Below are 24,836 nucleotides of genomic sequence, written 5' to 3'. Positions count from 1 at the left end.
GGCCGACGAGGCACGGCGCACGCGCGGCGCTCCCCTGCCGCCGGCCGAACGCGGTGACGTCGACCGGATCACCGCGCGCGCCACGGCCGCCCTGGGGCCGGAGGCCTTCGCCGAGCACTTCGCCCGCGGTGCGGCGATGACCCCGGATCAGGCCGCCGGCTGACGTCCGGCAGCGGTCACGACGGCTCGCCCGCGTCCCGTTCGCGCAGGTACCGCGTGTGGTCGGCCTGCTGGTTCACGTCGGCCGCGTACACGCGCTCGGCCAGCCGGTGCGCCTCGGCCTCCAGCAGCCCGAGCTGGGTCACGAGCTCGTCGCCGGGGCTCGGCTCGCCGCCCGCGCGCTGCTTCACCGCGAACCACCACGGCAGGTTCAGGTACGTCTGCACGGACAGCGGCAGGTCGGTGCGCGCCAACCGGACGACGGTGTGCCGGAGGTCGGGGTTGGCCGCCAGGGCGTCGGGGCGGGCGAGCAGGTCGTCCAGCACGGCCGCGACGCGGCGCACGCCGTCCACCGCCGGCGACGGCATCCGGGACGCCTGCGCGGTCAGCTCGCGGACCAGCCCGTCGAGGTCGGCGCGCAGCCGCCCCGCCTCGGTAACGGCGTCGACCGGCACCAGCCGGACCCGCTCCGGCGGCGCGAGCAGCGCGCCCACCGCGTACAGCCCGGCGACGACCAACGGCCACGCGCCGCCGACCACGCCGGTCAGGTGCAGCAGCACGCCGACGAGCCCGCCGACGCAGCCGACGAGGTTCTTGGTGGAGCCCAGGAAGCGGATCATTGGTAGCCGCGGATCTCCTGGAACACGCCGCCCAGCTCGGCGTTGCGCGCGTCGAACACCTTGCCGCCGGTCAGGGCGGCGACCTCGGACAGCTCCACGTTGCTGCCCTCGCCGAACAGCACCGTGAACACGGGCACCTCCCGCATCGGCTGGGGCAGCCTGCCGAACGACGCCGTGAAGTCGGCGAGGCCCGAGCCGTTCGCGTTCTCGCCGTCGGTCATCAGCACGATCGACGTGAACCGGTCCGGGTCGGCCGCCATCAGCGGACCCATCACGTCGTACGCGCGGGACAGGCTGTCGTAGATCGCCGTGCCGCCGCCATCGGTCAGGCCCTGCGCGTACGCCTCGATCTCCGCCAGACCGGCCCCCGGGTCGCCCTCGGGCAGGGTGAACGTCCGCGGTGTGCCGGGCGTCGTGTTGAACGGCAGCATGGTCACCTCCTCGCGGCTGCGGAACCGGCGGAAGCGGCCGGTGAGCGAGTCGTCCGCGCCGGTCAGGCCGACCAGCGCCGACCGGAGCGACTCGATCCGGTCACCCGCCATGGACCCGGACGTGTCGAGCACGTACAGCGTGCGCGACGGGCGGCGGATCTCGTTGAAGTAGGCCGAGAGCAGCGCGTCGACCGACTCGCGGGCGGCTGGGAACGGCAGCTCGACCAGGTCGCGCACGGCGAACCGGGCGTCCGGCTCGACCCCCGGCACCACGGGCCGCCGGTGCGTGGTCTCCATGATCCGCCGCTGCGCGTCGGGCGTGCGCAGGTGGTCGGTGAGCCGCTGGTGCGCGCCGCGCGCGTCGTCACCGGCGTCGGCGAGCAGGGTCAGGGGGTAGTCCGCGGTGACCACGCCGTCGGACGGGTAGACGATCGTGAGCGGTTCGGGCAGGTTCCCGGCGGCGTTCATCGACAGCAGCACGGACTCGTAGTTGATCAGCCCGTCGACGCGCGCGCCGACGTCCTCGCCGCTCGCCCGGCGCCGGTAGGCCTCCGACAGCCAGCCCGACGAGCCCGCCGACAACGCCTGCGCGGCGAAGAACTCCTTCAGCTCCGGCGTGACGGCCGCGATCTGGCCCGCGTCCACGGCGTTGCCCGCGCCGGCCAACGCCGACGCCACGCCCACCAGGGCGGAGAAGCCGGAGTTCGACGCGGACGGGTCGGTCATGCCGTAGGTGAACGCCCGGCGCCCGGCGTGGTCGGCGATCTCGCCCCAGCCGACCCGCCGGTCCGCCCAACCGAGCCGCCGCGCCGAGGACGTCGACAGGCCGAGCACCACCGGCGAGCTCATGACCTTGACCTGGTTGCCGAGCCGGCGCGCGGCCTCCGGGATGCCCGCCGGGTAGCGGTTGGAGGAGAACCAGACGGCGTCGTACTTGCCGTCGACCTCGCCCTTCGCCAGCGCCTCCGCGCCTTCCAGGGTGCCGGTGAAGGTGAACTTCACCTCGATCCCGGTGGCCTCGGCGGCGTCCTCCAGCACCGGCTGCATGTCGGCGAGCTCGCTGCCCGCGAGCACCCGCAGCACACCGGGTTCGGGTGGACCGGCGGGCCGGTCCGGGTCCGGCGCGTCGGACGTGCACGCGGCCGCCAGCAGCACGACCGGCAGCAACAGGGCCGGCAGCAGCGCTGTCCTCATCGTTCCCCCTCGACGGCCGTCGCGTCGTGCGAGCGGCGCAGGTGCTCTTCGGCGCGGCGGATCTCCCCCGACAGCGACTCGACCGTCACCGCCATGCTGCGCACCGCGTCGGCCCGGTAGCCGTCCACGGCGTCGATCGCGGCGTAGATCCGGTCGAACGACGCGCGGATCGTCTCGACCGCGACGGCGGGGTCGCTGCCCGCGCGGCGGATCTCGGCGCTCTGGAGGTCCAGCAGCTCGGTGTTGGCCCGGATCAGCCCGTCCGTGGTGGACCGCAACGCGGCGATCTCGTCCAGCACGTCCCGTTGGCTCGCCAGCGCTCCGCTCACCACGACCGCGACCCGCAACGCGGCCACGGTCGTCGTCACGGCGCGCTCCACGCCGCGGATCAGCTCGTCGTTGTTGCGGCGGACCAGGTCCAGCGCCAGGTAGCCCTGCGCGCTCACCGCGAGCTGGGTCAGCAGGTCCTGGTGGCGTTGCCGGATCGGGTGCAGCACGTCGGCGCGCAGCGCCCTGGCCCGGTCCGGGTCGGTCAGGTCGAAAACGTCGGCCTGCCGGTCGACCGCGGCGTCCACGGCCTCGGCGAACGCGGCCGCCTCGGACAGCTTCCCCATCGCCCGCCACAGCCGCTCCCGCTCGCCTTTGATGGCGGCGTTGTCGCGGCGCAGGACGTCCTGCCGCTCGCGCAGCTCGACCACCAGCGCGTTCACCGGCTCGCCCGCCGCGCGGTAGCGGTCGAGCGCCTTCTTGGCGGCGTTGGCGACGGGGAACACCTTGAGCAGCTTGCGGCCGGTGATGGGCAGCCTGGCCGGGTCCAGCTCGGCGACGGCGCGGCGCAGGCCCGACAGCGACGTCGTGACGCGGACCTGGGGCGCGTCGTCACGCGACGCGCGGGCCGAGCGATCCAGCATCGCGCCCGCCACGGCCGCCGCGGCCCGCATGTCCGCCTCGCCGACCACCAGCGCGTCGTCCAGCGCGGCGGTGAACTCCGGCGACCGGACGTCCAGCGCGCCCAGGCGTTCAGCGAACTCCTCGGCCCGGCGGGCGATGTCCCGGCGCGTGTCGTCGCCGAGCGCGATCAGGCCCGCCGCGCGCTCCACCGGCACCGGCGGCACGGGTTCCGGCGGGGTGAGCGTGAACTCGTCCATCACTTCGCGACCGCGTCGAGGAGCCGTTCCAGCGTCTCGAACGACGGCGGCTCCACCACGTCGACCAGGTCGGCCGGCGCCTTGTCGCCGACGACCTCGGCGAACAGGCGCGGGTCGCTGGTGCGGAAGCCGAACGTGGCGGCGAGGCGGCCCAGCTCGGGGTCGGTGCTCAGCAGCCGGCCGACCTCGTCGCCCTTGCCGGACAACGGGACCAGCGTGTGCTTGGAGTAGACGGTGGGCGCGAGGTAGAGCAGGCGCATGTCGGGGCGGATCGAGCCGTCGTCGCGCACCAGCCGGTCGAGGTACTGCGACTCGTAGATCAACGCCAGGGGCGTCTTGCCCATGCCGGCGGCGAGGTAGTCCTCGAACGGCCCCTCGGTGCTGTTCTGCGTGTAGCCCTGGTCGCGGAAGAGGCGGGCGACGTCGGGCAGGACGGCCGCCTCCTGCTCGGGCGTGCCGACGACGGTGTCGCCGTTGGCGACGAACGACACGATCGACAGGTACATCGCGGCGGAGTTCGACTCGCCCGGGTTGGTCGTGGTGATCAGGACGTTCTTGCGGGCCGGGTAGGCGGTGTTGCCGGGCAGCTGGTCCCAGCGCGTGCCCGCCTTGGCCAGCTCCAGGTACTTCGCGACGTCCAGCACGCGGTAGTCGCCCGCGCCCTTGGTCACCACGCCCGCGGCTTCGAGCAGCGCCGCGATCGGCTCGAACGTGGCCACGGCCATCGGCGACTGGAACGGCGTGTGCGCGGCGGTGGTGCCGCGGTCGCGTTGGATGCGCTGCGCGGCGGGCGCCGAGGACGGGAACGCGAACTCGTACTTGCCGAGGTCGACGGAGGTGGCGATCTGCCGTGAGCCGGCCGTGTCCACCTCGATCCTCAGGCCGTGCCCGGCGAACGCGTCGACCACGCGCCGGTCGCTGAAGAACGCGAGCTTCTCAGAGCCGATGACACCGCGCACGGTGGTCAGCTCGCTCCCCGCGCCGCCCTCCGCGTCGTCCGGACGGCCCCACACGACGACGGCGACGACCGCGGCCAACAACACCACGGCCAGGCCGATGGACAACCGGCGTTTCACTGGACCCGCTCACCCCCGCGCTCATCCTGATCATCTCTCCCGTTCGACTCGTTTGACGCGCGGAGCGGCGATCAGCGGGCGAACGGTTGGTGAACGGCAGGCGTCGATCCGGCCGCGCGCACGGCGGCGGCCACCGTGACGGCGCAGGCGACGTACGCGGCGGTGCGGTGCGAGGTGAGTTCGGCGAGCGCGGGACCGGCGAGCGCGCCGACGAACGTCGCCACCGCCTCGCCGGTGAACATCACCGCGCTGACGCGCCCCAGCACGTCGGTGGGCGTCACGCGTTGGATCGCGGTCTGCGTGACGACCAGCGCGGCCGAGCCGGACAGGCCGATGAGCACGGCGGATGGCGCCGCCGCAGTGAGCGTGCGGGAGCTGAACAGCAGCACGAACCCCGCGGCGGTGACGACGAGCGCGCCGGCGAGGAGGGGTCCGGTGCGCGCCCGGTCGACGAGGAAGCGGGTGAGGGGCGCGCCGAGCAGGAACCCGACGCCGAGCCCGGACATCACGAGGCCGATCGCCGTGCTGCCGCCGAGGGTGACGATGCCGAACGGCACCAGCAGCGCGCTCAGCGAGGCGTTCGCCGCGAGGAACACCGTGCTGACGACCAGCAACGCCGATGTCGTCCGGTCCGCCCGGAGGAACGCGAACCCCTGGGCGAACTCCTTCGCGAACTCCCGGGCGAACCGGCGGGTGACGGCGCGCGTGCTCCTCGCCGTCGCCCGCTTGGACATCAGCACGAGCAGAACCGCCGAGACCAGGTAGCTCCCGACGTCGGCCAGCACCAGCGCGGGGAACCCTAGGACGCCCATCAACGCGCCGCCCAGTGGCGCGCCGACGAGACGCGCCACGCCGTCGGTGACGGAGTTCAACGCGTTCGCGCCGCTCAACGCGCTGCCCGTGCCGACGACGACCGGCGTGTGGGCCTGGGCGGCCGGGCGGAACACCGCCGTACCCGTGCTCTCCACGACGACCGCGACGTAGACGAGCCAGAGGTCGCCGGGGCCGCGGACCAGGAGGAGCAGCCCGACGGCGCCGGCCCGCAGCACGTCGGCCGCGACCATCACCTTCCGCCGGTCCCACCGGTCGGCCACCACCCCGGCGACCGGGCCGAGCACGACGAGCGGCAGGAACTCCGCGGCCAGCGCCGCGCCCGCCGCCATCACCGAGCCGGTCAGGTGGAAGACGTGCGCGGGCACGGCCACCACGAGCAGCCAGGTGCCGAACACGCTGACCGTCCGCGCCGCCCACAGCAGCCGGAAGTCCCCGACGCGCAACGCAGCCAGCACACGACCCCCTGTGGTTATCTCCACAGGATAGCCACAGAGGTTAGTGTTCTGACAAGATAAGGCCGTGGGACACGACCTGGGGCAGCGGCTACGAGCCCTGCGGGCGGCGAGCGGGCGCACGGTGGCCGCCGTCGCCGCCGACGCGGGACTCTCGGTGCCGTACGTGGCGAACCTGGAGAACGGCCGGGGCAACCCGACCGCCGACGCGCTCACCCGCCTGGCGGAGGCGCTCGGCACCACGCTGACCATCGGCTTCGCCGACTCCGCCGAGCAGCCGGCCGAACTGCCGGCCGCCCTGGTCCGGCTCGGCCGCACGCCCAGGTTCCGCCGCGATGTCCGGGCGCTGGCCGAGGCCACCGGTCAGGACGCCACCGACCTCGCCGGCCGACTGCTGGACGTCCTCGCCAGGCTGGCCGCGCTCACCGGCCGCGACCTCGCCGAAGCGGACTGGCTGCGCCTGCTGGACGCCCTCCTGCTCGTCGCCCTGCACCCGAACCCGGGCACACAGCCCGCTCAGTAGGCCATGAACAGGATCTCGTCGCGCGAGTAGTCGTGGCCCGGGTGGTTCTCCTTGAGGTGCTGCTGGGTCTTGGCCACCAGGTCGTCCTCGTCCTGCCCGGTGATGTGCTCTCCGCACGGGCAGCTGATGTTCTTCTTCATCGCAATCCTCCGCTGGTGATCTCCGCGTCGACTCTACTGAAACCGCCGGTGTTGTCGACCGGCGTGCGAGCACGACGGCAAGCCACGAGAGGCGGTCAGCCGACGGCGTCCAGCACGGCCGCGACCAGGCGGTGGTTCCCGGGCGCGCCACCGCCGCGACCGGCGGGAAGCGGCGCCGCGTGTGGCTGTGCGCGATGCCGCCGCGCGGGTCGGCGAACGCCTGCGCGCCCACCACACCGCTGTGCCCGAACGCGTCCGCGCCGAGTGCGGGGTACCGCACGGCCTGCGCCTCGAACCCGAGGAGGAGGTGGTCCCGCTCCCCCGTCACCAGGTCCGCCCGGTCGCCCGGCGCACCACCTCGCCGGTCAACGCGTCGATCGCCAGGGCGTGGTAGCCGTGCCCTTCCGTCCACAAGGGACGCTCACCGGCCGGCCGCGCGGCGAGGAGCCGGTCGTCGGACAGCTCGGCCGCGGTGAACCCGCCGGGCACGCCGACGAGCCCGGCGCGGTGCGCGAGCAGGTCCCGCAGCGTGATCCGCCCCTTGCCGGAGGCGGCGAACTCCGGCCGGTGCCACGCGACCGCGCGGTCGAGGTCCAGCACGCCGTCCTGCACGAGGAACGCGACGACGAGGTGCGCCGCGCCCTTGCCCGACGAGTACAGCGCCGGCCACGCGTCCTCGGCGAGCCCCGCCCACAGGTCCACGACGCGGCGGCCGTGGTGGTGCACGGCGAGCTGGGCGCCGAGGCCCGGCTCACCGGCCACGACCGCCGCGAACTCGTCGCGCACCCCCTCGAACCCGGGCGCGACGGCACCGTGGACGGTCGTCAGGCGGCGGCGACCGCGCGGGCGAACTTGACGACGCGCTCGGCCTGCACGCGGGCCGCCGCGCGCACGGTCTCGTCCACGGTCGCCGTGCCGCCCGCGTCGTGGTGCGAGGTGCCGTACGGGTTGCCGTCGGCGAACTTGTCGGGGTGCGTGTAGCCGGGGGCGACGACGATCCCGCCGAAGTGGTGGAACGTGTTGGCCAGCGCGAGCAGCGTCGACTCGTGGCCGCCGTGCAGCGTGCCGGTCGAGGTGAACCCGCTGTAGACCTTGTCCGCCAGCAGACCCTGCTGCCAGACCGGGCCGAGCGTGTCGAGGAACTGCTTGAGCTGCGCGGCGACGTTGCCGAACCGCGTGGGCGTGCCCATCACGACCGCGTCGGCCCACACCAGGTCGTCGGCGGTGGCGAGCGGGACGTCCGCAGTCGCGGCGACGTTGGCCGCCCACCCCGGGTTGCCGTCGATCGCGGACTGCGGCGCCAGCTCGGCGACCTTGCGGAGCCGCACCTCGGCGCCCGCCTTCTCGGCCGTGTCGGCGATCTCCTGGGCGATCTGGGCGATGTTGCCGGTCGCCGAGTAGTACACGACCGCGACCTTGACGCGACTGTCCACAGTGGCCCCCTCCTGCTGCTGGATCATGAGCAGGACGATATAGTCACCTATAGATATAGTCAAACTTAGTGACTATCACCTCAGGTGACCAAGGAGCCGCATGCGTCGAGGCGAGCGCAAGCAGACCGAGCCCGACCTGGGCGTCCTCACCGGCCGGCTCCTGTTCGCCGTGCAGGAGGAGCTGTTCGACGCCCTCGCCCGGCGGGGGTTCGCCGACCTCCGCCCGCTGCACGGCGCGGTGCTCGCCTACCTGGACGAGGAGGGCAGCCGGGCCACCGACCTGGCCCGGCGCTCCGGCCAGCACAAGCAGGTCGTCGGCAAGGCGCTGGACGAGCTGGAGGCGCTCGGGTACGTCACCCGCCGCCCCGACCCGGACGACCGGCGGGCGAAGGTCGTCGTCCCGACCGGGCGCGGGCTCGACCAGATGCGCCAGTCCGACGCGATCATGGCCGGCATCGAGGCCCGGCACGCCGAGCGCGTCGGCGCGGAGGCCTTCGACGCGTTCAAGCGGCTGTTCCGACAGGTCGCGGACGACCAGCGGGGCTGGCGCGGCTGAGGCACGACACGGGAGCGGCCTCCCGGCGACGATGCCGGGAGGCCGCTCACGGGCGGCGGGTCAGCCCGCGTGCGCCTCGAACTCGGACAGCTGCCCGGCCGGCCAGCCGGTGTTCCCGGTGAACGTCACCCGCAGGAAGCGGTGGTTCGCGGCGACCGGGATGGTGACCTGGTTGCCGGTCTCCGGGTCGAACCGGTACCCGGCCGACGCCACGAGCTGGCCGTACGTGCCGCCGTCCGCGCTGCCGGACACGCTCAGCGTCTGCGTGCGGGCGGCCCACGCGGCGGCGGGCGGGAGCTTCAGCACGATCCGGTTCACGCCGATCCGCGTGCCCAGGTCCACGGTGAAGGTCTGCGGGAACTGGTTGTTGGCGCTCTCCCAGTAGGTGTTCGCGTCACCGTCCACCGCGGCGGCCGCCGGGAAGCCGCTGTTCGCGCTGGACGCCGTCACCGGCTTCGCCCTGGCCACGTTGCCGGCCGGGGGCGGGGTGGTCGTGGTGGTGCCGCCGGACGCGTAGACCTCCAACTCGGACAGCTGCCCGGCGGGCCAGCCGGTGTTGCCGGTGAACGTCAGCCGCAGGTACCGGTGCGCGCCCGAGACGGGGATCGTCACCTGGTTGCGGGTCGCGGGGTCGAACCGGTACGCGGCCGACGCGACGACCTGGCCGTACGTGCCGCCGTCCGCGCTGCCGGACACGCTCAGCGTCTGCGTGCGGGCCTCCCACGCGGCGGGCGGCGGGAGCTTCAGCACCAGCCGGCCGACGGACTCCGATCGGCCCAGGTCGACCGTGAGCGACTGCGGGAACTGGTTGTTCGCGCTCTCCCAGTAGGTGTTCGCGTCACCGTCCACCGCGGCCGTGGCCGGGAAACCGCCGTTCGCGGTCGTCGCCGTGACCGACTTGCCGCGCGCCAGGTTGCCGCCCGGAGGAACGGTGGTCGTCGTGGTCGTGGTGGTGGTCGTCGTCGTGGTGCTGGTGGGCGGGTTGGTGGGGTCGGTGTAGATCGGGTCCGGCCACGGGCCGCAGTACGGCGTGCCGTCCCAGCCGGAGTTGCCCGTGCCCCTGGTGATCTGGAAGCCGTTGTCCCCCAGGCAGCTGTAGATCCCGGCCCGGCCGAGGCCGGTGGCCGTCACGTTGGTGAAGGACGCGGAGCCGGGCGACTGCAGCTGGATGCCGAACGTGCCCGCGCCGTTGATGCGCACACCGTTGAAGTGCACGTTGGTGATCGTGCCGCTGATGAACTGGATGGCCTCGTAGTTGCTGTCGATCAGGTCGGTGTCGGTGACGTCGATGCGGCCGTTCATCGCGCCGTCACGGGCGTCGAACCACAGCGCGCCCACGCCGAACTGCCAGTTCGAGTCCAGCACGCCGGCGCGCAGGGTGGTGTTGCGGGACAACGTGGTCGTGCCGGACAGGGGCACCGAGGAGAACCGGTTGCCGACGTGGATGCCGCCGCCCTGGTCCTGGGTGTCCGCCACGACGTTCTCGGTGGCGGTGTTGTCCCGACCGCCGTAGATGGCGATGCCGTTGGCCTTCATCGGCACGACCACGGTGTTGCGGCGGATCGTGTTGCTGTGGTCGGCCTGCTGCTCGGACCAGAACGCGATGCCGTCGTCGCTGATGTTGCGGAACAGGTTGTGCTCGATCAGCACGTTGCTGATGCCGCGGTGCAGGTTCATGCCGTCGGCGAGCTGGTCGACGACCTTGTTGTTGCGGATGGTGAGGCCGGAGAACGGACCGTCCAGCCACAGCCCGACCTTGGTGTGCTGCAGGAACATGCCGGAGATCACCGAGCCGCCGCCCAGCGCGCCGCCGATGGCGTTGACCTGGTCGCAGTCGACGCGGTTGGTGACCTCGCCGATGATCGCGAAGTCGTGCAGGCCGACCCGCGTGCTCACGCCGCTGTTGCCGCCCTGGCCGCAGCTCGACGGTTCACCGAGGCCGTAGAAGCCGACCCGGTCGCCGGAGACGACGCTGTGCCAGTGGCCCGCGCCGCGGACCGTCACCTGGTCCACGGTGATGTGCTTGGTAACGGTGAACCGGCCCGCCGGGATCCACACCTCGCGGCCGGACGCCCTGGCGGCGGCGATCGCGGCGTCGAAGGCCCCGTTGTCGTTCGTGCCGTCGTTCGGGGTGGCGCCGTGCTCGGTGACGGAGACGGAGTTCGCGGGCCGCGCGGCCGGGGGCGCGACGAGCTCGAAGTCGGCCAGGTCGATGGTGTACGACGGCGCGGTGTCGCCCGCGTCCACCTGGAGCCTCACCTTGGAGCCCGCGGGCAGCGTGCTCGGGAACAGGGCGCGGGTGGAGTCGTACAGGTGGTGCGGCTTGCCCTGGTTCGGGTCGTTCGCGTACGGGTAGCCGCCGTAGCGCCACGCGTACTTCGACGTGAGCGTGAGGCTGCTCGTCTTGGCGCCGTTGAGGTAGAGCGACAGCGGGGCGGTGATGCCCGCGCCGCCGTTGCCGTCCGGGATGCTGTACCGGAGGTCGATCGAGTTCGCGGGCTCGGTGAGGGTGAACTCGACGTACTTGCCCTGACCGGACAGCGTCACGGCGCGGCGGCCGGACGCCTCCCCCTCCAGCGTGCCCTGGCGGCGGCCGGGGCCGATCTTCGTGCCGTTCGTGGCGGCGGCCTCGGCCTCGTGCTCGACGAAGGGCACGTCGGCGCCTCGGCCGGGGATGTCGAACGGCGACGTGGCGACGGCCGCCGCGGCGATCTCGGCGGAGACCGCGCTCGGCGCCGCCGCGACGGCTATCGCGGCCACCAGGGAGGTGGCCACCGCCGCCGCGCCGAGCGCCAACGGGCGCCGGAGGGTGGGGTCGACTCGCATGGGTTCAGCCCTTCGTTGGACGGGACCTCGAAAGCTGCGGGCAGGGATGTCACGGGGTGTGGCGTGGCGCACACCATAAGCGCGTCGACTCGCGACCCGCAAGATGTGAACGGGATAACGCAAATTGTTGACGATCGTCCTGGTCGCACGCATGCAGCGGTTTCACCGGCACGACACGGAGGTCTGTCCAGCGGTTTCAGGGTTCATCGGGCGATGGGACGCGCGCCGACGCGGCCAGGCCTTGCAGACGGCTTGCGCTGGCTTGCGTTCGTTTGCGGGCGCGGTTCAGGCGTATCGGGGCACGCTTGAGGGCTGTCCGGGCCATCGCCCACCGTGCCCGACCACTCCGCGGTGGACGCCGTCGCGCGCGACCACCCAGCGGGCGGACGTGCCCGTCGGGGCGACCAGCGTGCCGTCGAGGTCGAACAGGACGAGCCCTGGGCAGCAACGGCCCTCGGGTCAGGACAGGCGGCTGTCCTCGCGGGCCGAGGCCGGTCCGACGACCAGGTCGCCCACGGCGCCCTCGTCCAGCAGCTCCAGGAAGACGTCCACCAGCTCGGGGTCGAACCGGGCGCCACGCCCGGACCGCAGCTCCCGCACGGCGTGCTCGTGGGTCAGCGCCCGGCGGTGCGGGCGGTCGGCGCGCATCGCCGCCCAGGCGTCGCACACGGACAGGATGCGGGCTTCGACGCGGATGGCGTCGCGGGTGAGCCCGGCCGGGTAGCCGGCGCCGTCCCACCGCTCGTGGTGCTGGCGGATCACCTCCGCCACCTCGCCGTGGTCCGGCAGCACGCCCACCATGCGCGCGCCGCTGTCCGGGTGCTCGTGCAGGAGGTGCCACTGCTGGTCGGTCAGCGGACCGGACTCGGTGAGCAGGTCGTCGGGCAGCACGATCATGCCGACGTCCAGCAGCCGTCCGGCGCGGTGCACGGTGCGGATCTCGCCCGGGGTGCGCTTCAGCCGCTCGGCCACGGTCCTCGCCCACTCGGCGATGGCCAGGCTCCGGCCCGGACTCGCCACGCGCAGGTCGACCAGGTCCGCGACCTGGTTCAGGTAGTCCACCGCGACGTCCTCCCGGTGCTCGGTGAGCGATGTGCCACCGGCGACCGCGCGATCCCTGCCGAGGTCCTTGGCGAGGTACAGCGCGCGGTCGGCCGCCGACACCAACGCGGACGCGGTGCCGTAGTGCGGCGCGAACGCGGCGGTGCCGGCCGAGAGCGTAACCGTCACGGAACGTCGCCCGCTCACAGCGATCGGGTGGTGCGACACGCCGTGCCGCAGCCGTTCCGCCAACCGGTTCAGGTTGTCCGCGTCCGCACCGGTCGCGATCAGCGCGAACTCCTCGCCGCCGTACCGGGCGAGGACGCGTTCCTCGCCGGCCACGGCCCGCAGCCGGTTGGCCACCTCGACCAGCACCCGGTCGCCCGCCGGGTGCCCGAACCGGTCGTTGATCGACTTGAACCGGTCCACGTCGAGGATCACCACGCCGAGCGGGCTGCCGGCGCGCCGGGCCCGCGCCACCTCGTCGGCGAGCCGCGCCTCGAAGTAGCGGCGGCTGCGCAGCCGGGTGAGGCTGTCCGTGATGGCGAGCCGCCGCTGGTCGACGGCCAGGCCCGCGAGCCGGGTCGCGGTCAGCGCGAACAGCACCGCGCAGCCGACGGCGATCACCGGAACGTCCCGCCGCACGCCGTTGAAGTGCTGCACGAACAGCACCAGCGGGCCGATCAGCGCGCCCGCCGACAGGATGGCCAGCCGGGGCCAGCTCAGCCGCAGCGCGGGCACGTCGACGGCCTGCGCCATCCGACCCATCGACGGGTGCAGGGCGCACGCGCCGAGCGCCAGGTTGCCGGTCAGCCAGATCGCGTCGAGGAAGTTGCCCGCCTCGTAGCTGAGGTCGAGCCGCTGGAGCACGTACACGGTGTCGGCGGTGAGGATCGCGGCGAGCCACAGCGCCAGCAGCACGAACGACGCGTCACGCCGGCCGCCGCCGAACAGCAGCCGCAGCGACACCAGCAGCAGCACCAGGTCCATCAGCGGGTACGCCAGCGACGCCATCTCCACGAGCAGCGGCGTGCCCAGCCGGGTCTGCGGGCCGATCACGAACACCCAGGACAGCAGGCCCGCGACCACGGTGAGCGAGACGGCGTCGAGCAGGCCGGGCAGGTCGCGGTCGGAGCGGCGCTGCCGGATCAGCATCACCAGGCCGGCCACGACGAGCGGGTAGTGGCCGAGGTAGAAGGCGTCCGCGACGGACGGGTAGCTCGTCTCGTTCAGCACGTAGTGCGAGACGTAGAACGTGGTGTCGGCCAGGGCGTACACCAGCTGGCTCAGCCCGAGCACCACCCAGGGCGCCCGGGGCTCGGGTCTGTTGCGCCGCACGCCCCACCAGACGGCCAGGGCGGCGGACGTGCTGACCGCGCAGTAGACGATCACGCGCAGCGGGATCGTGCCGACGAAGATCGGCAGGGCGTAGTACACACCGACCGATAACAGACCGAAAACCAGGTAACCGATCCAGACCTGGTTCTGCTTTTCGATCGGGATTTCGCGGTTTTCGACCGACGTGACTCCGGCGACGCGCAATCCCGGCTCTCCCTACTGCGACGACTACTGCGGCAACGCTGCCATCCGACAAGCGGGGGTCATGAGACCGGGAAACGGGTATCTGCGTCAATCCCTGTTGCCGAGTCTTCATCCAAAGATGTTCCCACCGGTGGGTCCGCCGGTGGGGCGAACCATCGATAGAGTGCCCGGTCATCATGCCGCGGTCGATGGCGAGGCGCGGCGCTCGGACGAGGGGGATGGATGACGAAAGACGCGAAAGACCTGCTGGAGCGGGTGCGGGAGGAGCTGAAGGAGGACGGTGGGACCAACCGGCTGGTGCCGTTGATCGCCAGTGGTGACGCGCCGCTCGACACGTTGCGGGCTTTGGCGGCCGAGGAGCACCGCATCGTGCAGAGCGATTGGCGAGCGTTCCTCACGTTGGCCGCGCAGTCGACCGAACCGGCGCAGCGCGAGTTCTTCGCCGCGGTCGCCGGAGGCGAGGGCCTCGCGTTGGCGAAGCTCGCCGATTTCGCCGCCGCGTGCGGGCTGAGCCCCGACGACGTGGCGTCGTACCGGCCGTTGCCGGGCTGCCAGGCATACCCGTCGTACGTGGCCAGGCTGGCGTTGGACGGCAATCCCCACGACGCGCTGCTCGCGATTCTGGCGAACTTCGCGGAATGGGGCGGCTATTGCGCGGCGATCGCCGCCGCGCTGCGCGAGCACTACGGTTTCAACGACGCGGGCTGCGCGTTCTTCGACTTCTTCGCGGTGCCCGCGCCGGAACTGGACGCCCTCGGCCTGCGCGCGCTGGACCAGGTGCTCGCGACGAAGTGGGAGCCCGCGGGCGCGATGCCCGCCGCGCGCCTGCTGCACTCGTACGAGCTGATGTTCTGGAACACGCTGGCCGACCTGGGCTGACCGGTCGGACCCCGCTGCCGGACCCGTTCAGCACGGCACGAGAGCCGTGCGGGACGGGTCGGGCCAGGACGACCGGGGCGACGTGGGTCGGGCGCCGGTCGTCCGTCATCGGATGACGGAAGGCTGCGCGTCCCAGTTCTCCGGCAGGTCCGGCCGGCCGAACAGGTAGCCCTGCGCGTAGGCGCAGCCGGCGTTGCGCAGCCAGTCGGCCTGCGCCTGGGTCTCGATGCCCTCGGCCACGGTGTGCGCGCCCAGCACCTCCGCCAGGTCGATGATGCAGCGCACGACCCCGGCGGTGCGGCCCGTGTCGGCCAGCGCGCCGGTGAACGACTTGTCGATCTTCACCACGTCGAACGGGTACCGCTGGAGGTAGCTCAGCGACGAGTAGCCGGTGCCGAAGTCGTCCAGCGCCACCCGCACCCCCGTCTCCCGCACCTCCATCAGCCCGCGCATGGCCGCGCCGTCGGCCCACACCGACTCGGTCACCTCGATCGTCAGCCGCTCCGGTGGCAGGTTGGTGGTCTTCAGCACCCGGTCCAGCGAGGGCAGGAACGCGGGTGCGGACAACTGCCGGGTGGACACGTTCACCGTCACGCTGAGGGCGCGGCCCTGCTCGCGCCACCGCATCGCCTGCTCGCACGCGCCCGCCAGCACCTTGTTGCCCAGCGGCACGATCAGCCCGGTCTCCTCGGCCAGCCCGATGAACTCGCCCGGCCCGAGCAGCCCGTGGCCGGGCCGCTGCCACCGCACCAGCGCCTCGGCGCCCGTCGCCGCCGACGTCGCGAGGTCCACGATCGGCTGGTAGTGCAGCACCAGGTGCCCGTCGGTCACGGCGGTCCGCAGGTCGGCCTTGTCGCGCTGCCGCGCCAGCACCCGCTCCCCCATCTCGGGCCGGAACAGCCGGATGCGCCCGCCGCCCTCGCGCTTCGCCGCGTACATCGCGGTGTCGCCGTCGCGCAGCAGGTCGGCCGTGCCGGCGCCGGGCGACGACACGGCGATGCCGACGCTGGCCCGGATCACCGTCTCGTGCCCCAGCCCGGTCAGCGGGCGTGCCAACTCCGACAGCACCCTGGTCGCCAGCCGGGCCGAGTCGCGCACGTCGTGCCCCGGCGCGAGGACGGCGAACTCGTCGCCGCCGAGCCGCGCGGCGGTGGCCACGGGTCCGACGGCGCGGCTGATCCGCTCGGCCGCCGACACCAGGTACCAGTCGCCCGCCTCGTGGCCCTCGGCGTCGTTGACCTCCTTGAACCCGTCGAGGTCGATCACCAGCAGGCCGACCGACTCGCCCGCGAGCAGCGCCTCGTCCACCAGGTGCAGGAAGTGCGCGCGGCCGGCGAGCCCGGTCAGCTCGTCCCGCTCGGCGCGGCTGCGCAGGGCGTCCTCCCACTCGCGGCGCTTGCTCACGTCCAGCGCGGTGACCAGGGTGTGCTGCTCGGAGACGTGCTCGATCGGCACGGCGTGCACCGCGAGCACGGCCGTGGTGCCGTCCGCGCGGGTGACGTCGACCTCCACCGCGTCGTCCGCGGTCCGGCACCCGTGGCCGCAGGACGCGATGTCCGGCCCGTGCGGGCACGGCACCCGCCCCGGCTCCTCAGACGACCAGGCGAGGAGGTCGCGGGCGCGGTCGTTGTGCAGCCGGGGCGTGCCCTCGGCGTCGAGCAGCACGAGGCCGACCGGGCTGGCCCGCACCACCGCCTCGACGGTGCGGTGCGCGTCCTCGACGAGCCGCGCCGCGCGCACCGTCTCGTGCAGGGCCGCCGCCGCGACCACCAGGCCGACCAACGGCATCACCACGGACACGACCAGCGGGCCGGTGACGACGACCGGCGTGACGGTGATCCACACCGCGAAGCCGGACAGGTACCCCAGCAGGGCGGGGACCGCCTTGACCGGGAACCGCTCCGCGTCGCCGCGCACCGCGCGCCGCACCGTGACCGCGAACAGGAAGGTGATGACGGGCTGGGGGTTGGGCAGCACGAACACCGCGCCGTGCGCGATCACGCCCTCCACCACGGCGACCAGCCGGCTGTCCCGCTTGGGCCGCAGCCACCACGACCCGAGGACCACCGGCACCAGCGCGGCGATCACCAGGCCGGCGGGTCCGGAGGCCACGAAGAGCAGGTGGACCGTGAACGCGACCCCGCTGAGCCAGGCGTAGGTCTCCGTCAGCCGGGCGACCCAGCGCAGACCGGACTGGCCGGGCGCCGACAGCGTGTCGTCCACCACGGTGCGGGTTGGACGCGCCACGCCCCGTTACCCCCGAGTCAAGGTGCGATCGACTGAATTCGTTCGCGGAGGAACGCACTATCCACAGCGCCGTTCCCGATCGACAACCGCCATTCGGGTGAGTCCATTGTGGACCCCGATCGTGCCGATCGGGCCGGGCTCAGGAACCGGGTGTCGAGCCCGACGGCGGCTCCGAGTCGGGCAGCGGATCGGGGGTCGTCCGGGACAGGTCCGCGGCGACGGCCTTGGCCTCGTCGATCTTGCGCTGCGACTCGGCCAGCCGCTCTTCCTCGCGGGACGTGTCGATCTCGGGCACGTCGGCGGCGGGCACGTCGGCAACTGGCACGTCGACGGCCGGCGCTTGGCCTCCGGTTCGCTCGGCGACGGCGCTGTCGCCGTCGACCTGGTCGCTCCCCTGGCCCGTGGCGGTCAGGTCGGTCTCGGCGCGGTCGGTCTCGCGTTCGTCGTCGGACATGCGCCGAGGGTTGCCACCGGTCGCGCCGCCAAACTTGGACGCCGGCCGGGCGGCGGGCTACCGTCGATAAGAGCCCGCTGGTTCGTAAGGCCGCCGAGGAGACCCGATGTCGAGCACGACGACCGCGCCGCCCCGCCCGTCCGCACGGCGGCGCGTCACCTTCACGGCGGTGATGCTGACGGTGACCGCGCTGCTGTTCTGGGTGCCGTGGACCGGTTTGCTCGCGCCGGGCGCGCGGTGGCCCTGGCCGGTGCAGGCCGTCGGCACGGCGTTCTTCGTCGTGACGTCGGTGGCGTTCCCGTTCCTGCTCGTCCGCGCGCACGGCCGCCGGCACTCCGACCGGGCCTCCCGGATCGCGCACCTGATGCTCGGCGTGGCGTGGGTGTTCTTCGCGTGGACGGTCGTCACGCACGCGCTGCGGCTCGTGCTTGCGGTCGCGGGCGTGGAGAACCCGTTCCGCGCCCGGTTCATCGCGGTGCTGCTGCTGGTCGTCGGCCTGGCGCTCGTCGCGCACGGCAGCCACGAGGCGCGGCGCGTGCCGCGGGTCAAGCGGACCGACGTGGTGCTCCCCTGGCTGGACGAGGCGTTCGACGGGCTCACCATCGCCGTGCTCGCCGACACGCACTACGGCGCGATCGACCGGACGCGGTGGTCCGAGGGCACGGTGGCGGCGGTGAACGAGCTGCGGCCCGACGTCGTCGTCCACGTCGGCGACATCGCGGACGGCACGGTGGCGCAGCGCCGGGGCCAGGCCGCCGCGCTGGGCGACGTGCGCGCCCCGCACCGGTTCTACGTGTCAGGCAACCACGAGTACCTGAGCAACGCGCAGGCGTGGCTGGACCACATGGCCGAGCTGGGCTGGGCGAGCCTGCACAACCAGCACCGGGTGCTGGAACGCGGTGACGCCCGGCTGGTGTTCGCGGGCGTGGACGACATCACCGCCGCGCACTCCGGCGAGGCGGGCCACGGCGCGGACCTCGCCGCCGCGCTGGCGGGCACCCGCCCGGACGACCCGGTGGTGTTGCTCGCGCACCAGCCGAGCGAGATCCCGAAGGCGGTGGCGGCGGGCGTCGACCTCCAGCTGTCGGGCCACACGCACGGCGGCCAGATCTGGCCGTTCCACCTGCTGGTCCGTCTTCAGCAGCCGGTGCTGGCCGGGTTGAGCCGGCACGGCGAGCGCACCCGTCTCTACACGAGCCGGGGCGCCGGGTTCTGGGGTCCGCCGCTGCGCGTGTTCGCGCCGAGCGAGATCTCCCTGCTCACGCTGCGGGCCGCTCAGCGGCGACGGGGCGGCGGCTCGTAGTCGTAGTCGTCGGGGAGGTCGAACGGGAGCGGGCGGTTGGACCACGCGTCGACCAGCACGACGATCCCGGCGCACACGACGACGAGGACGCCGACCCAGGGCAGGCCACCCCAGGCCACCACGCCCCCGATCAGCACCAGCGGCAGGACCATGAACAGGACGAACGGGTCCACCCGCCCGAGCCGTCGCCGTCCTCCGGAGCTCGCCATCCACACCCTCCCAGTCAAGCGCCTCGAGGGTGAACTTACGCGACGCGTCCGGCCCGGGGGTCAACCGGGCGCGTCAGCGGTCGTGGCCGCGCTGCTCGCGTCCCGGGTACTGGCCGTGGGCGCGCTCCAACGCCGTGCCGAGCACGGCGAGCAGGATCATGCCCACGCCGAGCCCGAGGTGCAGGAGGTTGTCGGCCGAGTTGAACGGCAGGAAGTTCGCCGCGCCGCCGGCGTGCCCGATCGCGTGCACCACCGAGCCGTAGACCCAGAACAGCAGGTAGAGGAAGCCGCCCGCGCCGAGGAACAGGCGGGCCGAGCCCCACGACCGGGCGGCCGCGACGCCCGCCACGCCGAACAGCAGGTGCACCACGTTGTGCAGCGCGGACACCTGGAACACGCCGAGGAGGGCGGCCTCGGAGTGCGGCCCGGCGAGGCCGAACCGGTCGAAGTCGGCCGTCACGCCCGGCACGAACCCCAGCACCCCGACCAGCAGGAACACCACCCCGACCAGGAGGGCGAACGTCTGGATGGGACGTCGGCGGGCGCCGACGCGTTCGGTTGGGGTCGTCATGGAGGTCCTCCGATCACCGCGTGACGATGGCGTACCCGGAGCGGTCGGGGTGAAACGAAGATCGCTGACTCCCGCAGGCGCGGAGTTACACTCGCTTTCGTGCCGAATCTGCGGATCAGTGATGCGGCCGGACTGCTGGGCGTCAGCGACGACACGGTGCGCCGCTGGATCGAGCAGGGCCGGTTGGCCGAGGTGCAGCTCGACAGCGGGCGCAAGGGCGTCGACGGCCGCGAGCTGGCCGAGTTCGCCCAACGCCTGGCGGAGGCGCCCGAGCCGGGCGTGACGGTGGCCGCGTCGGCGCGCAACCGGATGCGCGGGATCGTCACCAGGGTCGTCAAGGACGGTGTGATGGCGCAGGTCGAGCTGCAGGCCGGTCCGTTCCGCGTGGTGTCGCTGATGAGCCGCGACTCGGCCGACGAGCTCGGGCTGGAGGTCGGCAGCGTCGCCGTCGCGTCGATCAAGTCGACCCACGTCGTCGTCGAGATCCCGGAGGTGTGACGTGCGCGCACTGGTGCTGGCAGCAGTGTTGGCGGCCGGCTGCGGCACGGCGGCCTGCGGCACGGCCGAACCCGCCGGCGCGGTGACGGGCCGCGTCACGGTGTTCGCGGCGGCGTCGCTGACCGAGACGTTCACCCGGCTCGGCGAGGACTTCGAGGCCGCGCACCCGGGCGTGGAGGTGGTGTTCAACTTCGGCGGCAGTTCGGGCCTGGCCCGGCAGATCGGCGAGGGCGCGCCGGCGGACGTGATCGCCTCCGCCGTGCCCGCCGACTTGGCCGGCGACGCCGACGCGGGCGGGACCGCCGACGCCGCCGCGGTGTTCGCCCGCAACCGGTTGGAGATCGCGGTGCCGGCGGGCAACCCGGCGGGGGTGGCCGGGCTGGCGGACTTCGCCGACGCCGACGTCAAGGTCGCGCTGTGCGCGGAGCAGGTGCCGTGCGGCGCGGCGGCGAAGCGGGCGTTCGAGGCGGCCGGGGTCACCCCGCGCCCGGACACGCTGGAGCAGGACGTGAAGGCGGTGCTGACCAAGGTGCGCCTCGGCGAGGTGGACGCCGCGCTGGTGTACCGGACGGACGTGCGGTCCGCCGCCGGCGAGGTGGAGGGCATCGCGTTCCCCGAGGCCGACCGGACCGTCAACGACTACCCGATCGCGCCGCTGGCGAAGGCGCGCAACGCGGCGGGCGCGCGGGCGTTCGTCGACCACGTCCGCTCCGACCGGGGTCGGGCGGTGCTCGCCGAGGCCGGGTTCGAGTCGCCGTGACGCCGACCCGCCGACGTGCCGGTGGCCGCCTCCCGGTGGTGCTGGTGCTGCCGGCCGTGGCGGGGCTGGCGTTCCTGCTCGTGCCGCTGGTCGGGTTGTTGCTCCGGGCGCCGTGGGGGACGTTGCCGGGTCAGCTGTTCAGCGCCTCCGTCGGCGAGGCGCTGCGGCTGTCGCTGGTGTGCGCGACGCTCGCCACGGTGGTGTGCCTGGTGCTCGGCGTGCCGCTGGCGTGGCTGCTGGCGCGCGGCGACGTGCCGGGACGGGGTGTGCTGCGGGCGCTGGTGACGGTGCCGCTGGTGCTGCCGCCGGTGGTGGGCGGGGTGGCGTTGCTGTTCGTGCTGGGCCGTCGGGGGCTGGTCGGGCAGCACCTCGACGCGTGGTTCGGCATCTCGTTGCCGTTCACCACGGCCGGGGTGGTCCTGGCGGAGGCGTTCGTGGCGATGCCGTTCCTGGTGATCTCGGTGGAGGGCGCGTTGCGCGCGGCCGACCCGCGGTACGAGGAGGCCGCCGCCACCCTGGGCGCGTCGCGGTGGCTGGCGTTCCGGCGGGTCACCCTGCCGTCGATCCTGCCGGGCGTGGTGGCGGGCACGGTGCTGTGCTGGGCGCGCGCGTTGGGCGAGTTCGGCGCCACCATCACGTTCGCGGGCAACTTCCCCGGCGAGACGACCACCATGCCGCTGGCCGTGTACCTGGCGCTGGAGAGCGACCCGGACGCGGCGATCGTGCTCAGCGTGGTGCTGCTGCTGGTGTCCGTCGGCGTGCTGGCCGCGTTGCGCGACCGGTGGATCAGCGGGCCGTCATGACGTTGCACGCGGACCTGCGGGTCGCCCGCGGCCGGTTCCGCCTCGACGCGGAGCTGACCGTCGAACCGGGCGAGGTGGTCGCCCTGCTCGGGCCGAACGGCGCGGGCAAGACCACCGCGCTGCGCGCGCTCGCCGGGCTGCTCCCGTTGACCGGCGGGCACATCCGGGTCGGCGGGCGGACGTGGGACGCGCCGCCGGACGTGTTCCGGCCGGCCGAACGGCGTCCGATCGGCGTGGTGTTCCAGGACTACCTGCTGTTCGCGCACCTGTCGGCGCTGGAGAACGTGGCGTTCGGGCTGCGCGCCCGCGGTGTCGGGCGGGCGGAGGAGCGGGAGCGGGCCGCCCGGTGGCTCGACCGGGTCGGGCTCGCCGAGCACGCCAAGGCCAGGCCGCGCACGCTGTCCGGCGGTCAGGCGCAACGCGTCGCCCTGGCCCGCGCGCTCGTCACGGGTCCGGAACTCCTGCTGCTCGACGAGCCGCTGGCGGCGCTGGACGCGGCGACCCGGCTGCACGTGCGCGCCGAACTGGGCCGGCACCTGCGCGACTTCCCCGGCCACACGCTGCTCGTCACGCACGACCCGCTGGACGCGATGGTGCTCGCCGACCGGCTGGTCGTCCTGGAGCACGGCGAGGTGGTGCAGCAGGGCACGCCCGCCGAGGTGGCGCGCCGGCCGCGCACGGCGTACGTCGCCGACCTGGTCGGCCTCAACCTCTACCGCGGCACGGCGCGCGGCACGGCCGTGGAGCTGGACGACGGCGGCACGCTCACCGTGGCGACGCCGGCGGACGGTCCGGTGCACGTCGTGTTCCCGCCCACCGCGGTCAGCCTGCACCCCGACCACCCCACCGGCAGCCCGCGCAACGCGTGGCGCGTGACCGTGGCCGGGATCGAGCAGCACGCCCACACCACCCGCCTGCGGCTGGACGGCGTGCCGCCCGTGCTGGCCGACGTCACGACGGCGACCGTCGCCGACCTCCGCCTCCAGCCCGGCGACGCGCTGTGGGCCGCGGTGAAGGCCACCGAGGTTCATGCCTACCCGGCCTGACGCACCGCAAGTGTGACTCTCCAATCACACTTTTCAACGCTCTGACCTGCACTGCTTGACAGCTCTCGCGTCCACGTGTTCACTCAGCCTCGTACTGAGTGACTGACCACTCACACTTGGAGCCACGATGAGCAACGCGTCCACCGACCAGGTTCTCGAAGTCGTCCTGCCGGGCGTGGTCGAGCCCGAGGGCCTCGAACTGCGCCGCCGTGAGCGGCCCGTCCCCGCCGCCGGCCAGGCGCTGGTGCGGGTCGAGGCGACCGGGGTGTCCTTCGCCGAGAAGCAGATGCGCAAGGCGAAGTACTACGACCAGCCCGCGTTCCCGTTCGTGCCCGGCTACGACCTGGTCGGCGTCGTCGCCGAGGTCGGGCCCGGCGTCGCCCCGGCGCTCGTCGGCCGCCGGTTCGCGGCGCTCACCAAGATCGGCGGCTGGGCCACCCACGTGCTGGTGGACGCGGCCGACCTGGTGCCCGTGCCGGACGGCGTCGACGCCGCCGAGGCCGAGGCGCTGGTGGTCAACGGGATCACGGCGTGGCGGATGCTGCACGGCATCGCGAAGGTCGAAGCCGGTCAGACCGTGCTCGTGCTGGGCGCCAGCGGCGGCGTCGGGTCGTTGCTGACGCAGCTCGCGACGCTCGCCGGCGCACGGGTCATCGGCACCGCCTCGGCACGGCACCACGACGCCGTCCGCGCGCTCGGCGCCGTTCCGGTGGACTACCGCGACGCCGACGTGCCCGCCAGGGTGCGGGAGCTGGCGCCCGGCGGCGTGGACGCGGTGTTCGACCACGTCGGCGGCCCCGGCCTGGTCGACTCGTACCGGCTGCTCGCGCCGCGCGGCACCCTCGTCGCCTACGGCACCGCGTCCACCAAGGACGAGCCCGGCTCGTCACGACTGCCGGTGCTGAAGCTGTTCCTGCGGCTGCTGTGGTGGAACGCGCTGCCCAACGGCCACTCCGCCACGTTCTTCAACGTCTGGGCGGGCCGGCGGAACGCGGCGAGGTTCCGCGCCGAGCTGGCCCGCGACCTCGGCTCGGTCTTCGCGCTGCTGGCCCGAGGCGCCCTGAACCCCCGCGTCGCCGCCCGCGTCCCGCTGGAGCGGGTCGTGGACGCCGTGCGGCTCGCCGAGTCCGGCACGGTCAGCGGCAAAGTCGTCCTCGTCCCCTGATCTTCCCCACCCACAAGGAGAACGCACGCCATGTCGTACCGCATCCCCCTGCTCGCCGTCCTCGTGTCGGCCGCCGCGAACCTCGTCTCCTTCCTGCTGCTGACCGGTCAGCCCAACCCCGGCATGGCCGCCGTCTCCGTCCTCCCGCTCGTCGCGGCCGTGCTGCTGTGGCTGGGCAGACGAGCCGGGCTCTACGCCGCGCTGGTGGCGGCGCCCGTGATGGTGGCGTTCCGGCCGGGCGGGCTGGCGTTCGACCTGATCCGGCCGGGTGACGTGCTGCCGTTCGCGGTCGCCGCCGTCCAGGTGCTCGCGGTCGGGGTGGCCGTCCTGTCCGCGGTGCTCGCCCTCGTGCGGCGGGACCGCGCGGTGGTGGGTCTGGCCGGTGGGGCCGCTCTCGGCGCGGCCGTCGCCGTCGCGCTCGTCGCGGTGCTCCCCCAGGCCGACGACACCGGCTCGCTCACGCCCGACCAGGTCGCCGCGCTCCCCGTCGTCGACCTGGTGAACTACCGCTTCGCCCCGGCCCAGCTCCGCGTCGGCCCCGGCGAGCCGGTGGCGTTCCGGTTCACCAACGACACCGACGACGACCACACGTTCACCATCGAGGCGCTGGGCGTCGAGGTCGAGGTGCCGAGCGGGCGGACGCGGGTCGCCGTGGTGCGCGCCCCGGCCGGCCAGTACGCGTTGCTCTGCACCGTGGGCGACCACGAGGAGCAGGGCATGGTCGGGCGGCTGACCGTGGTCGAGGGCGCGGGCACGGGCGCGCCGGCCGGCGAGGCGCACGGGTCGCACGAAGGCGCGCACCACCATGGCTGAGCGCTCACGGCTGTCCCGCCGGACGGTGCTGCTCGCCGCCGGGGCGGCCGTCGGAGCCGCCGGCGCGGGCGCGCTGGTGCCGGTCGTGCGCTCCGCCCTCGCCGCACCCGACT

The 24,836-nt window shown here is 73.5% G+C and carries 24 protein-coding genes; 10 read left to right on the top strand and 14 right to left on the bottom strand.

From position 1 onward, the window contains the following. Positions 1 to 176 precede the first annotated feature (176 nt). The 5 genes from ACFQ3T_RS19210 to ACFQ3T_RS19190 all read right to left on the bottom strand — a co-directional run bounded on the left by ACFQ3T_RS19210 (position 177) and on the right by ACFQ3T_RS19190 (position 5,905). Positions 177 to 779, bottom strand: a complete 603-nt coding sequence (locus ACFQ3T_RS19210; RefSeq protein WP_380724675.1) for a hypothetical protein — start codon at positions 777 to 779, stop codon at positions 177 to 179. Continuing rightward, the gene (locus tag ACFQ3T_RS19205) at positions 776 to 2,404 is read right to left on the bottom strand and encodes a substrate-binding domain-containing protein (RefSeq protein WP_380724674.1); all 1,629 of its coding nucleotides are present in this window, start codon (positions 2,402 to 2,404) and stop codon (positions 776 to 778) included. Before ACFQ3T_RS19205 ends, ACFQ3T_RS19210 begins: the two co-directional genes overlap by 4 nt. Beyond that, the gene (locus ACFQ3T_RS19200; RefSeq protein WP_380724673.1) at positions 2,401 to 3,552 is read right to left on the bottom strand and encodes a toxic anion resistance protein; all 1,152 of its coding nucleotides are present in this window, start codon (positions 3,550 to 3,552) and stop codon (positions 2,401 to 2,403) included. Before ACFQ3T_RS19200 ends, ACFQ3T_RS19205 begins: the two co-directional genes overlap by 4 nt. Then, a complete protein-coding gene (locus tag ACFQ3T_RS19195; RefSeq protein ID WP_380724672.1) occupies positions 3,552 to 4,628 on the bottom strand; it encodes a hypothetical protein in 1,077 nt (358 codons plus the stop codon). Before ACFQ3T_RS19195 ends, ACFQ3T_RS19200 begins: the two co-directional genes overlap by 1 nt. Before the next feature lie 71 nt (positions 4,629 to 4,699). Continuing rightward, positions 4,700 to 5,905 carry an MFS transporter gene (locus ACFQ3T_RS19190; RefSeq protein ID WP_380724671.1) on the bottom strand — a complete coding sequence of 402 codons (1,206 nt, stop codon included), beginning with the start codon at positions 5,903 to 5,905 and terminating at the stop codon, positions 4,700 to 4,702. Positions 5,906 to 5,981: 76 nt separating this feature from the next. Here ACFQ3T_RS19190 and ACFQ3T_RS19185 point away from each other — a divergent pair, with 76 nt between their 5' ends. Further along, positions 5,982 to 6,437 (top strand): helix-turn-helix domain-containing protein, encoded by a 456-nt coding sequence (locus ACFQ3T_RS19185; RefSeq protein ID WP_380724670.1) that lies wholly within the window; start codon positions 5,982 to 5,984, stop codon positions 6,435 to 6,437. Here ACFQ3T_RS19185 and ACFQ3T_RS19180 read toward each other — a convergent pair. From ACFQ3T_RS19180 to wrbA, 3 genes are all read right to left on the bottom strand, one after another. Next, entirely contained in the window at positions 6,431 to 6,577 is a 147-nt protein-coding gene (locus ACFQ3T_RS19180; RefSeq protein ID WP_380724669.1) for a DUF1059 domain-containing protein, read from the bottom strand. The genes ACFQ3T_RS19185 and ACFQ3T_RS19180 overlap by 7 nt on opposite strands. A 324-nt stretch (positions 6,578 to 6,901) precedes the next feature. Beyond that, positions 6,902 to 7,363 carry a serine hydrolase domain-containing protein gene (locus ACFQ3T_RS19175; RefSeq protein ID WP_380724668.1) on the bottom strand — a complete coding sequence of 154 codons (462 nt, stop codon included), beginning with the start codon at positions 7,361 to 7,363 and terminating at the stop codon, positions 6,902 to 6,904. Positions 7,364 to 7,401: 38 nt separating this feature from the next. Further along, the gene (gene wrbA, locus ACFQ3T_RS19170) at positions 7,402 to 8,037 is read right to left on the bottom strand and encodes an NAD(P)H:quinone oxidoreductase (RefSeq protein ID WP_380724667.1); all 636 of its coding nucleotides are present in this window, start codon (positions 8,035 to 8,037) and stop codon (positions 7,402 to 7,404) included. Between the two features lie 73 nt (positions 8,038 to 8,110). On the opposite strand from wrbA, the gene ACFQ3T_RS19165 reads away from it, so the two are divergent. Next, positions 8,111 to 8,566 (top strand): MarR family winged helix-turn-helix transcriptional regulator, encoded by a 456-nt coding sequence (locus tag ACFQ3T_RS19165; RefSeq protein ID WP_380724666.1) that lies wholly within the window; start codon positions 8,111 to 8,113, stop codon positions 8,564 to 8,566. Between the two features lie 60 nt (positions 8,567 to 8,626). On the opposite strand, the gene ACFQ3T_RS19160 is transcribed toward ACFQ3T_RS19165, so the two are convergent. Next, a complete protein-coding gene (locus tag ACFQ3T_RS19160; RefSeq protein ID WP_380724665.1) occupies positions 8,627 to 11,392 on the bottom strand; it encodes a discoidin domain-containing protein in 2,766 nt (921 codons plus the stop codon). A gap of 459 nt (positions 11,393 to 11,851) precedes the next feature. After that, positions 11,852 to 13,870, bottom strand: a complete 2,019-nt coding sequence (locus ACFQ3T_RS19155; protein ID WP_380724664.1) for a diguanylate cyclase — start codon at positions 13,868 to 13,870, stop codon at positions 11,852 to 11,854. 327 nt (positions 13,871 to 14,197) lie between these two features. Between ACFQ3T_RS19155 and ACFQ3T_RS19150 the strand changes: the two genes are divergently transcribed. After that, positions 14,198 to 14,854, top strand: a complete 657-nt coding sequence (locus tag ACFQ3T_RS19150; RefSeq protein WP_380724663.1) for a thiaminase II/PqqC family protein — start codon at positions 14,198 to 14,200, stop codon at positions 14,852 to 14,854. A 105-nt stretch (positions 14,855 to 14,959) separates the two neighbouring features. Here the strand turns inward: ACFQ3T_RS19150 and ACFQ3T_RS19145 are convergent, their stop codons facing one another. Together ACFQ3T_RS19145 and ACFQ3T_RS19140 are read right to left on the bottom strand one after the other, a co-directional pair. Next, positions 14,960 to 17,101, bottom strand: coding sequence for a putative bifunctional diguanylate cyclase/phosphodiesterase (locus ACFQ3T_RS19145; protein ID WP_380724662.1), 2,142 nt, complete (start codon positions 17,099 to 17,101; stop codon positions 14,960 to 14,962). Positions 17,102 to 17,240: 139 nt separating this feature from the next. Continuing rightward, entirely contained in the window at positions 17,241 to 17,555 is a 315-nt protein-coding gene (locus ACFQ3T_RS19140) for a hypothetical protein (RefSeq protein WP_380724661.1), read from the bottom strand. A 106-nt stretch (positions 17,556 to 17,661) separates the two neighbouring features. On the opposite strand from ACFQ3T_RS19140, the gene ACFQ3T_RS19135 reads away from it, so the two are divergent. Beyond that, the gene (locus tag ACFQ3T_RS19135; protein WP_380724660.1) at positions 17,662 to 18,858 is read left to right on the top strand and encodes a metallophosphoesterase; all 1,197 of its coding nucleotides are present in this window, start codon (positions 17,662 to 17,664) and stop codon (positions 18,856 to 18,858) included. Here ACFQ3T_RS19135 and ACFQ3T_RS19130 read toward each other — a convergent pair. After that, positions 18,831 to 19,067 (bottom strand): hypothetical protein, encoded by a 237-nt coding sequence (locus ACFQ3T_RS19130; protein ID WP_380724659.1) that lies wholly within the window; start codon positions 19,065 to 19,067, stop codon positions 18,831 to 18,833. The two genes, ACFQ3T_RS19135 and ACFQ3T_RS19130, sit on opposite strands and share 28 nt — an antisense overlap. A gap of 73 nt (positions 19,068 to 19,140) precedes the next feature. Continuing rightward, positions 19,141 to 19,638: a DUF4383 domain-containing protein gene (locus ACFQ3T_RS19125; RefSeq protein WP_380724658.1), complete on the bottom strand. Its 498-nt coding sequence runs from the start codon at positions 19,636 to 19,638 to the stop codon at positions 19,141 to 19,143. 99 nt (positions 19,639 to 19,737) lie between these two features. On the opposite strand from ACFQ3T_RS19125, the gene ACFQ3T_RS19120 reads away from it, so the two are divergent. From ACFQ3T_RS19120 to ACFQ3T_RS19095, 6 genes are all read left to right on the top strand, one after another. After that, positions 19,738 to 20,136 (top strand): TOBE domain-containing protein, encoded by a 399-nt coding sequence (locus ACFQ3T_RS19120; RefSeq protein WP_380724657.1) that lies wholly within the window; start codon positions 19,738 to 19,740, stop codon positions 20,134 to 20,136. Between the two features lies 1 nt (position 20,137). Further along, entirely contained in the window at positions 20,138 to 20,896 is a 759-nt protein-coding gene (modA, locus tag ACFQ3T_RS19115; RefSeq protein WP_380724656.1) for a molybdate ABC transporter substrate-binding protein, read from the top strand. Then, entirely contained in the window at positions 20,893 to 21,699 is an 807-nt protein-coding gene (modB, locus tag ACFQ3T_RS19110; RefSeq protein WP_380724655.1) for a molybdate ABC transporter permease subunit, read from the top strand. Before modA ends, modB begins: the two co-directional genes overlap by 4 nt. Then, positions 21,696 to 22,745, top strand: a complete 1,050-nt coding sequence (locus ACFQ3T_RS19105) for an ABC transporter ATP-binding protein (protein WP_380724654.1) — start codon at positions 21,696 to 21,698, stop codon at positions 22,743 to 22,745. Before modB ends, ACFQ3T_RS19105 begins: the two co-directional genes overlap by 4 nt. A 127-nt stretch (positions 22,746 to 22,872) precedes the next feature. After that, on the top strand, positions 22,873 to 23,910 hold the full coding sequence (locus ACFQ3T_RS19100; protein ID WP_380724653.1) for a medium chain dehydrogenase/reductase family protein: 1,038 nt from the start codon (positions 22,873 to 22,875) through the stop codon (positions 23,908 to 23,910). A gap of 30 nt (positions 23,911 to 23,940) precedes the next feature. After that, positions 23,941 to 24,723 (top strand): cupredoxin domain-containing protein, encoded by a 783-nt coding sequence (locus ACFQ3T_RS19095; protein ID WP_380724652.1) that lies wholly within the window; start codon positions 23,941 to 23,943, stop codon positions 24,721 to 24,723. Positions 24,724 to 24,836: the final 113 nt, after the last annotated feature.

The organism is Saccharothrix hoggarensis, from assembly GCF_042678885.1.
GTDB classification, from domain to species: domain Bacteria; phylum Actinomycetota; class Actinomycetes; order Mycobacteriales; family Pseudonocardiaceae; genus Actinosynnema; species Actinosynnema hoggarensis.
The sequence above is the reverse complement of the archived record's forward strand: the minus strand, read 5'-3'. Positions and strand labels throughout refer to the sequence as shown.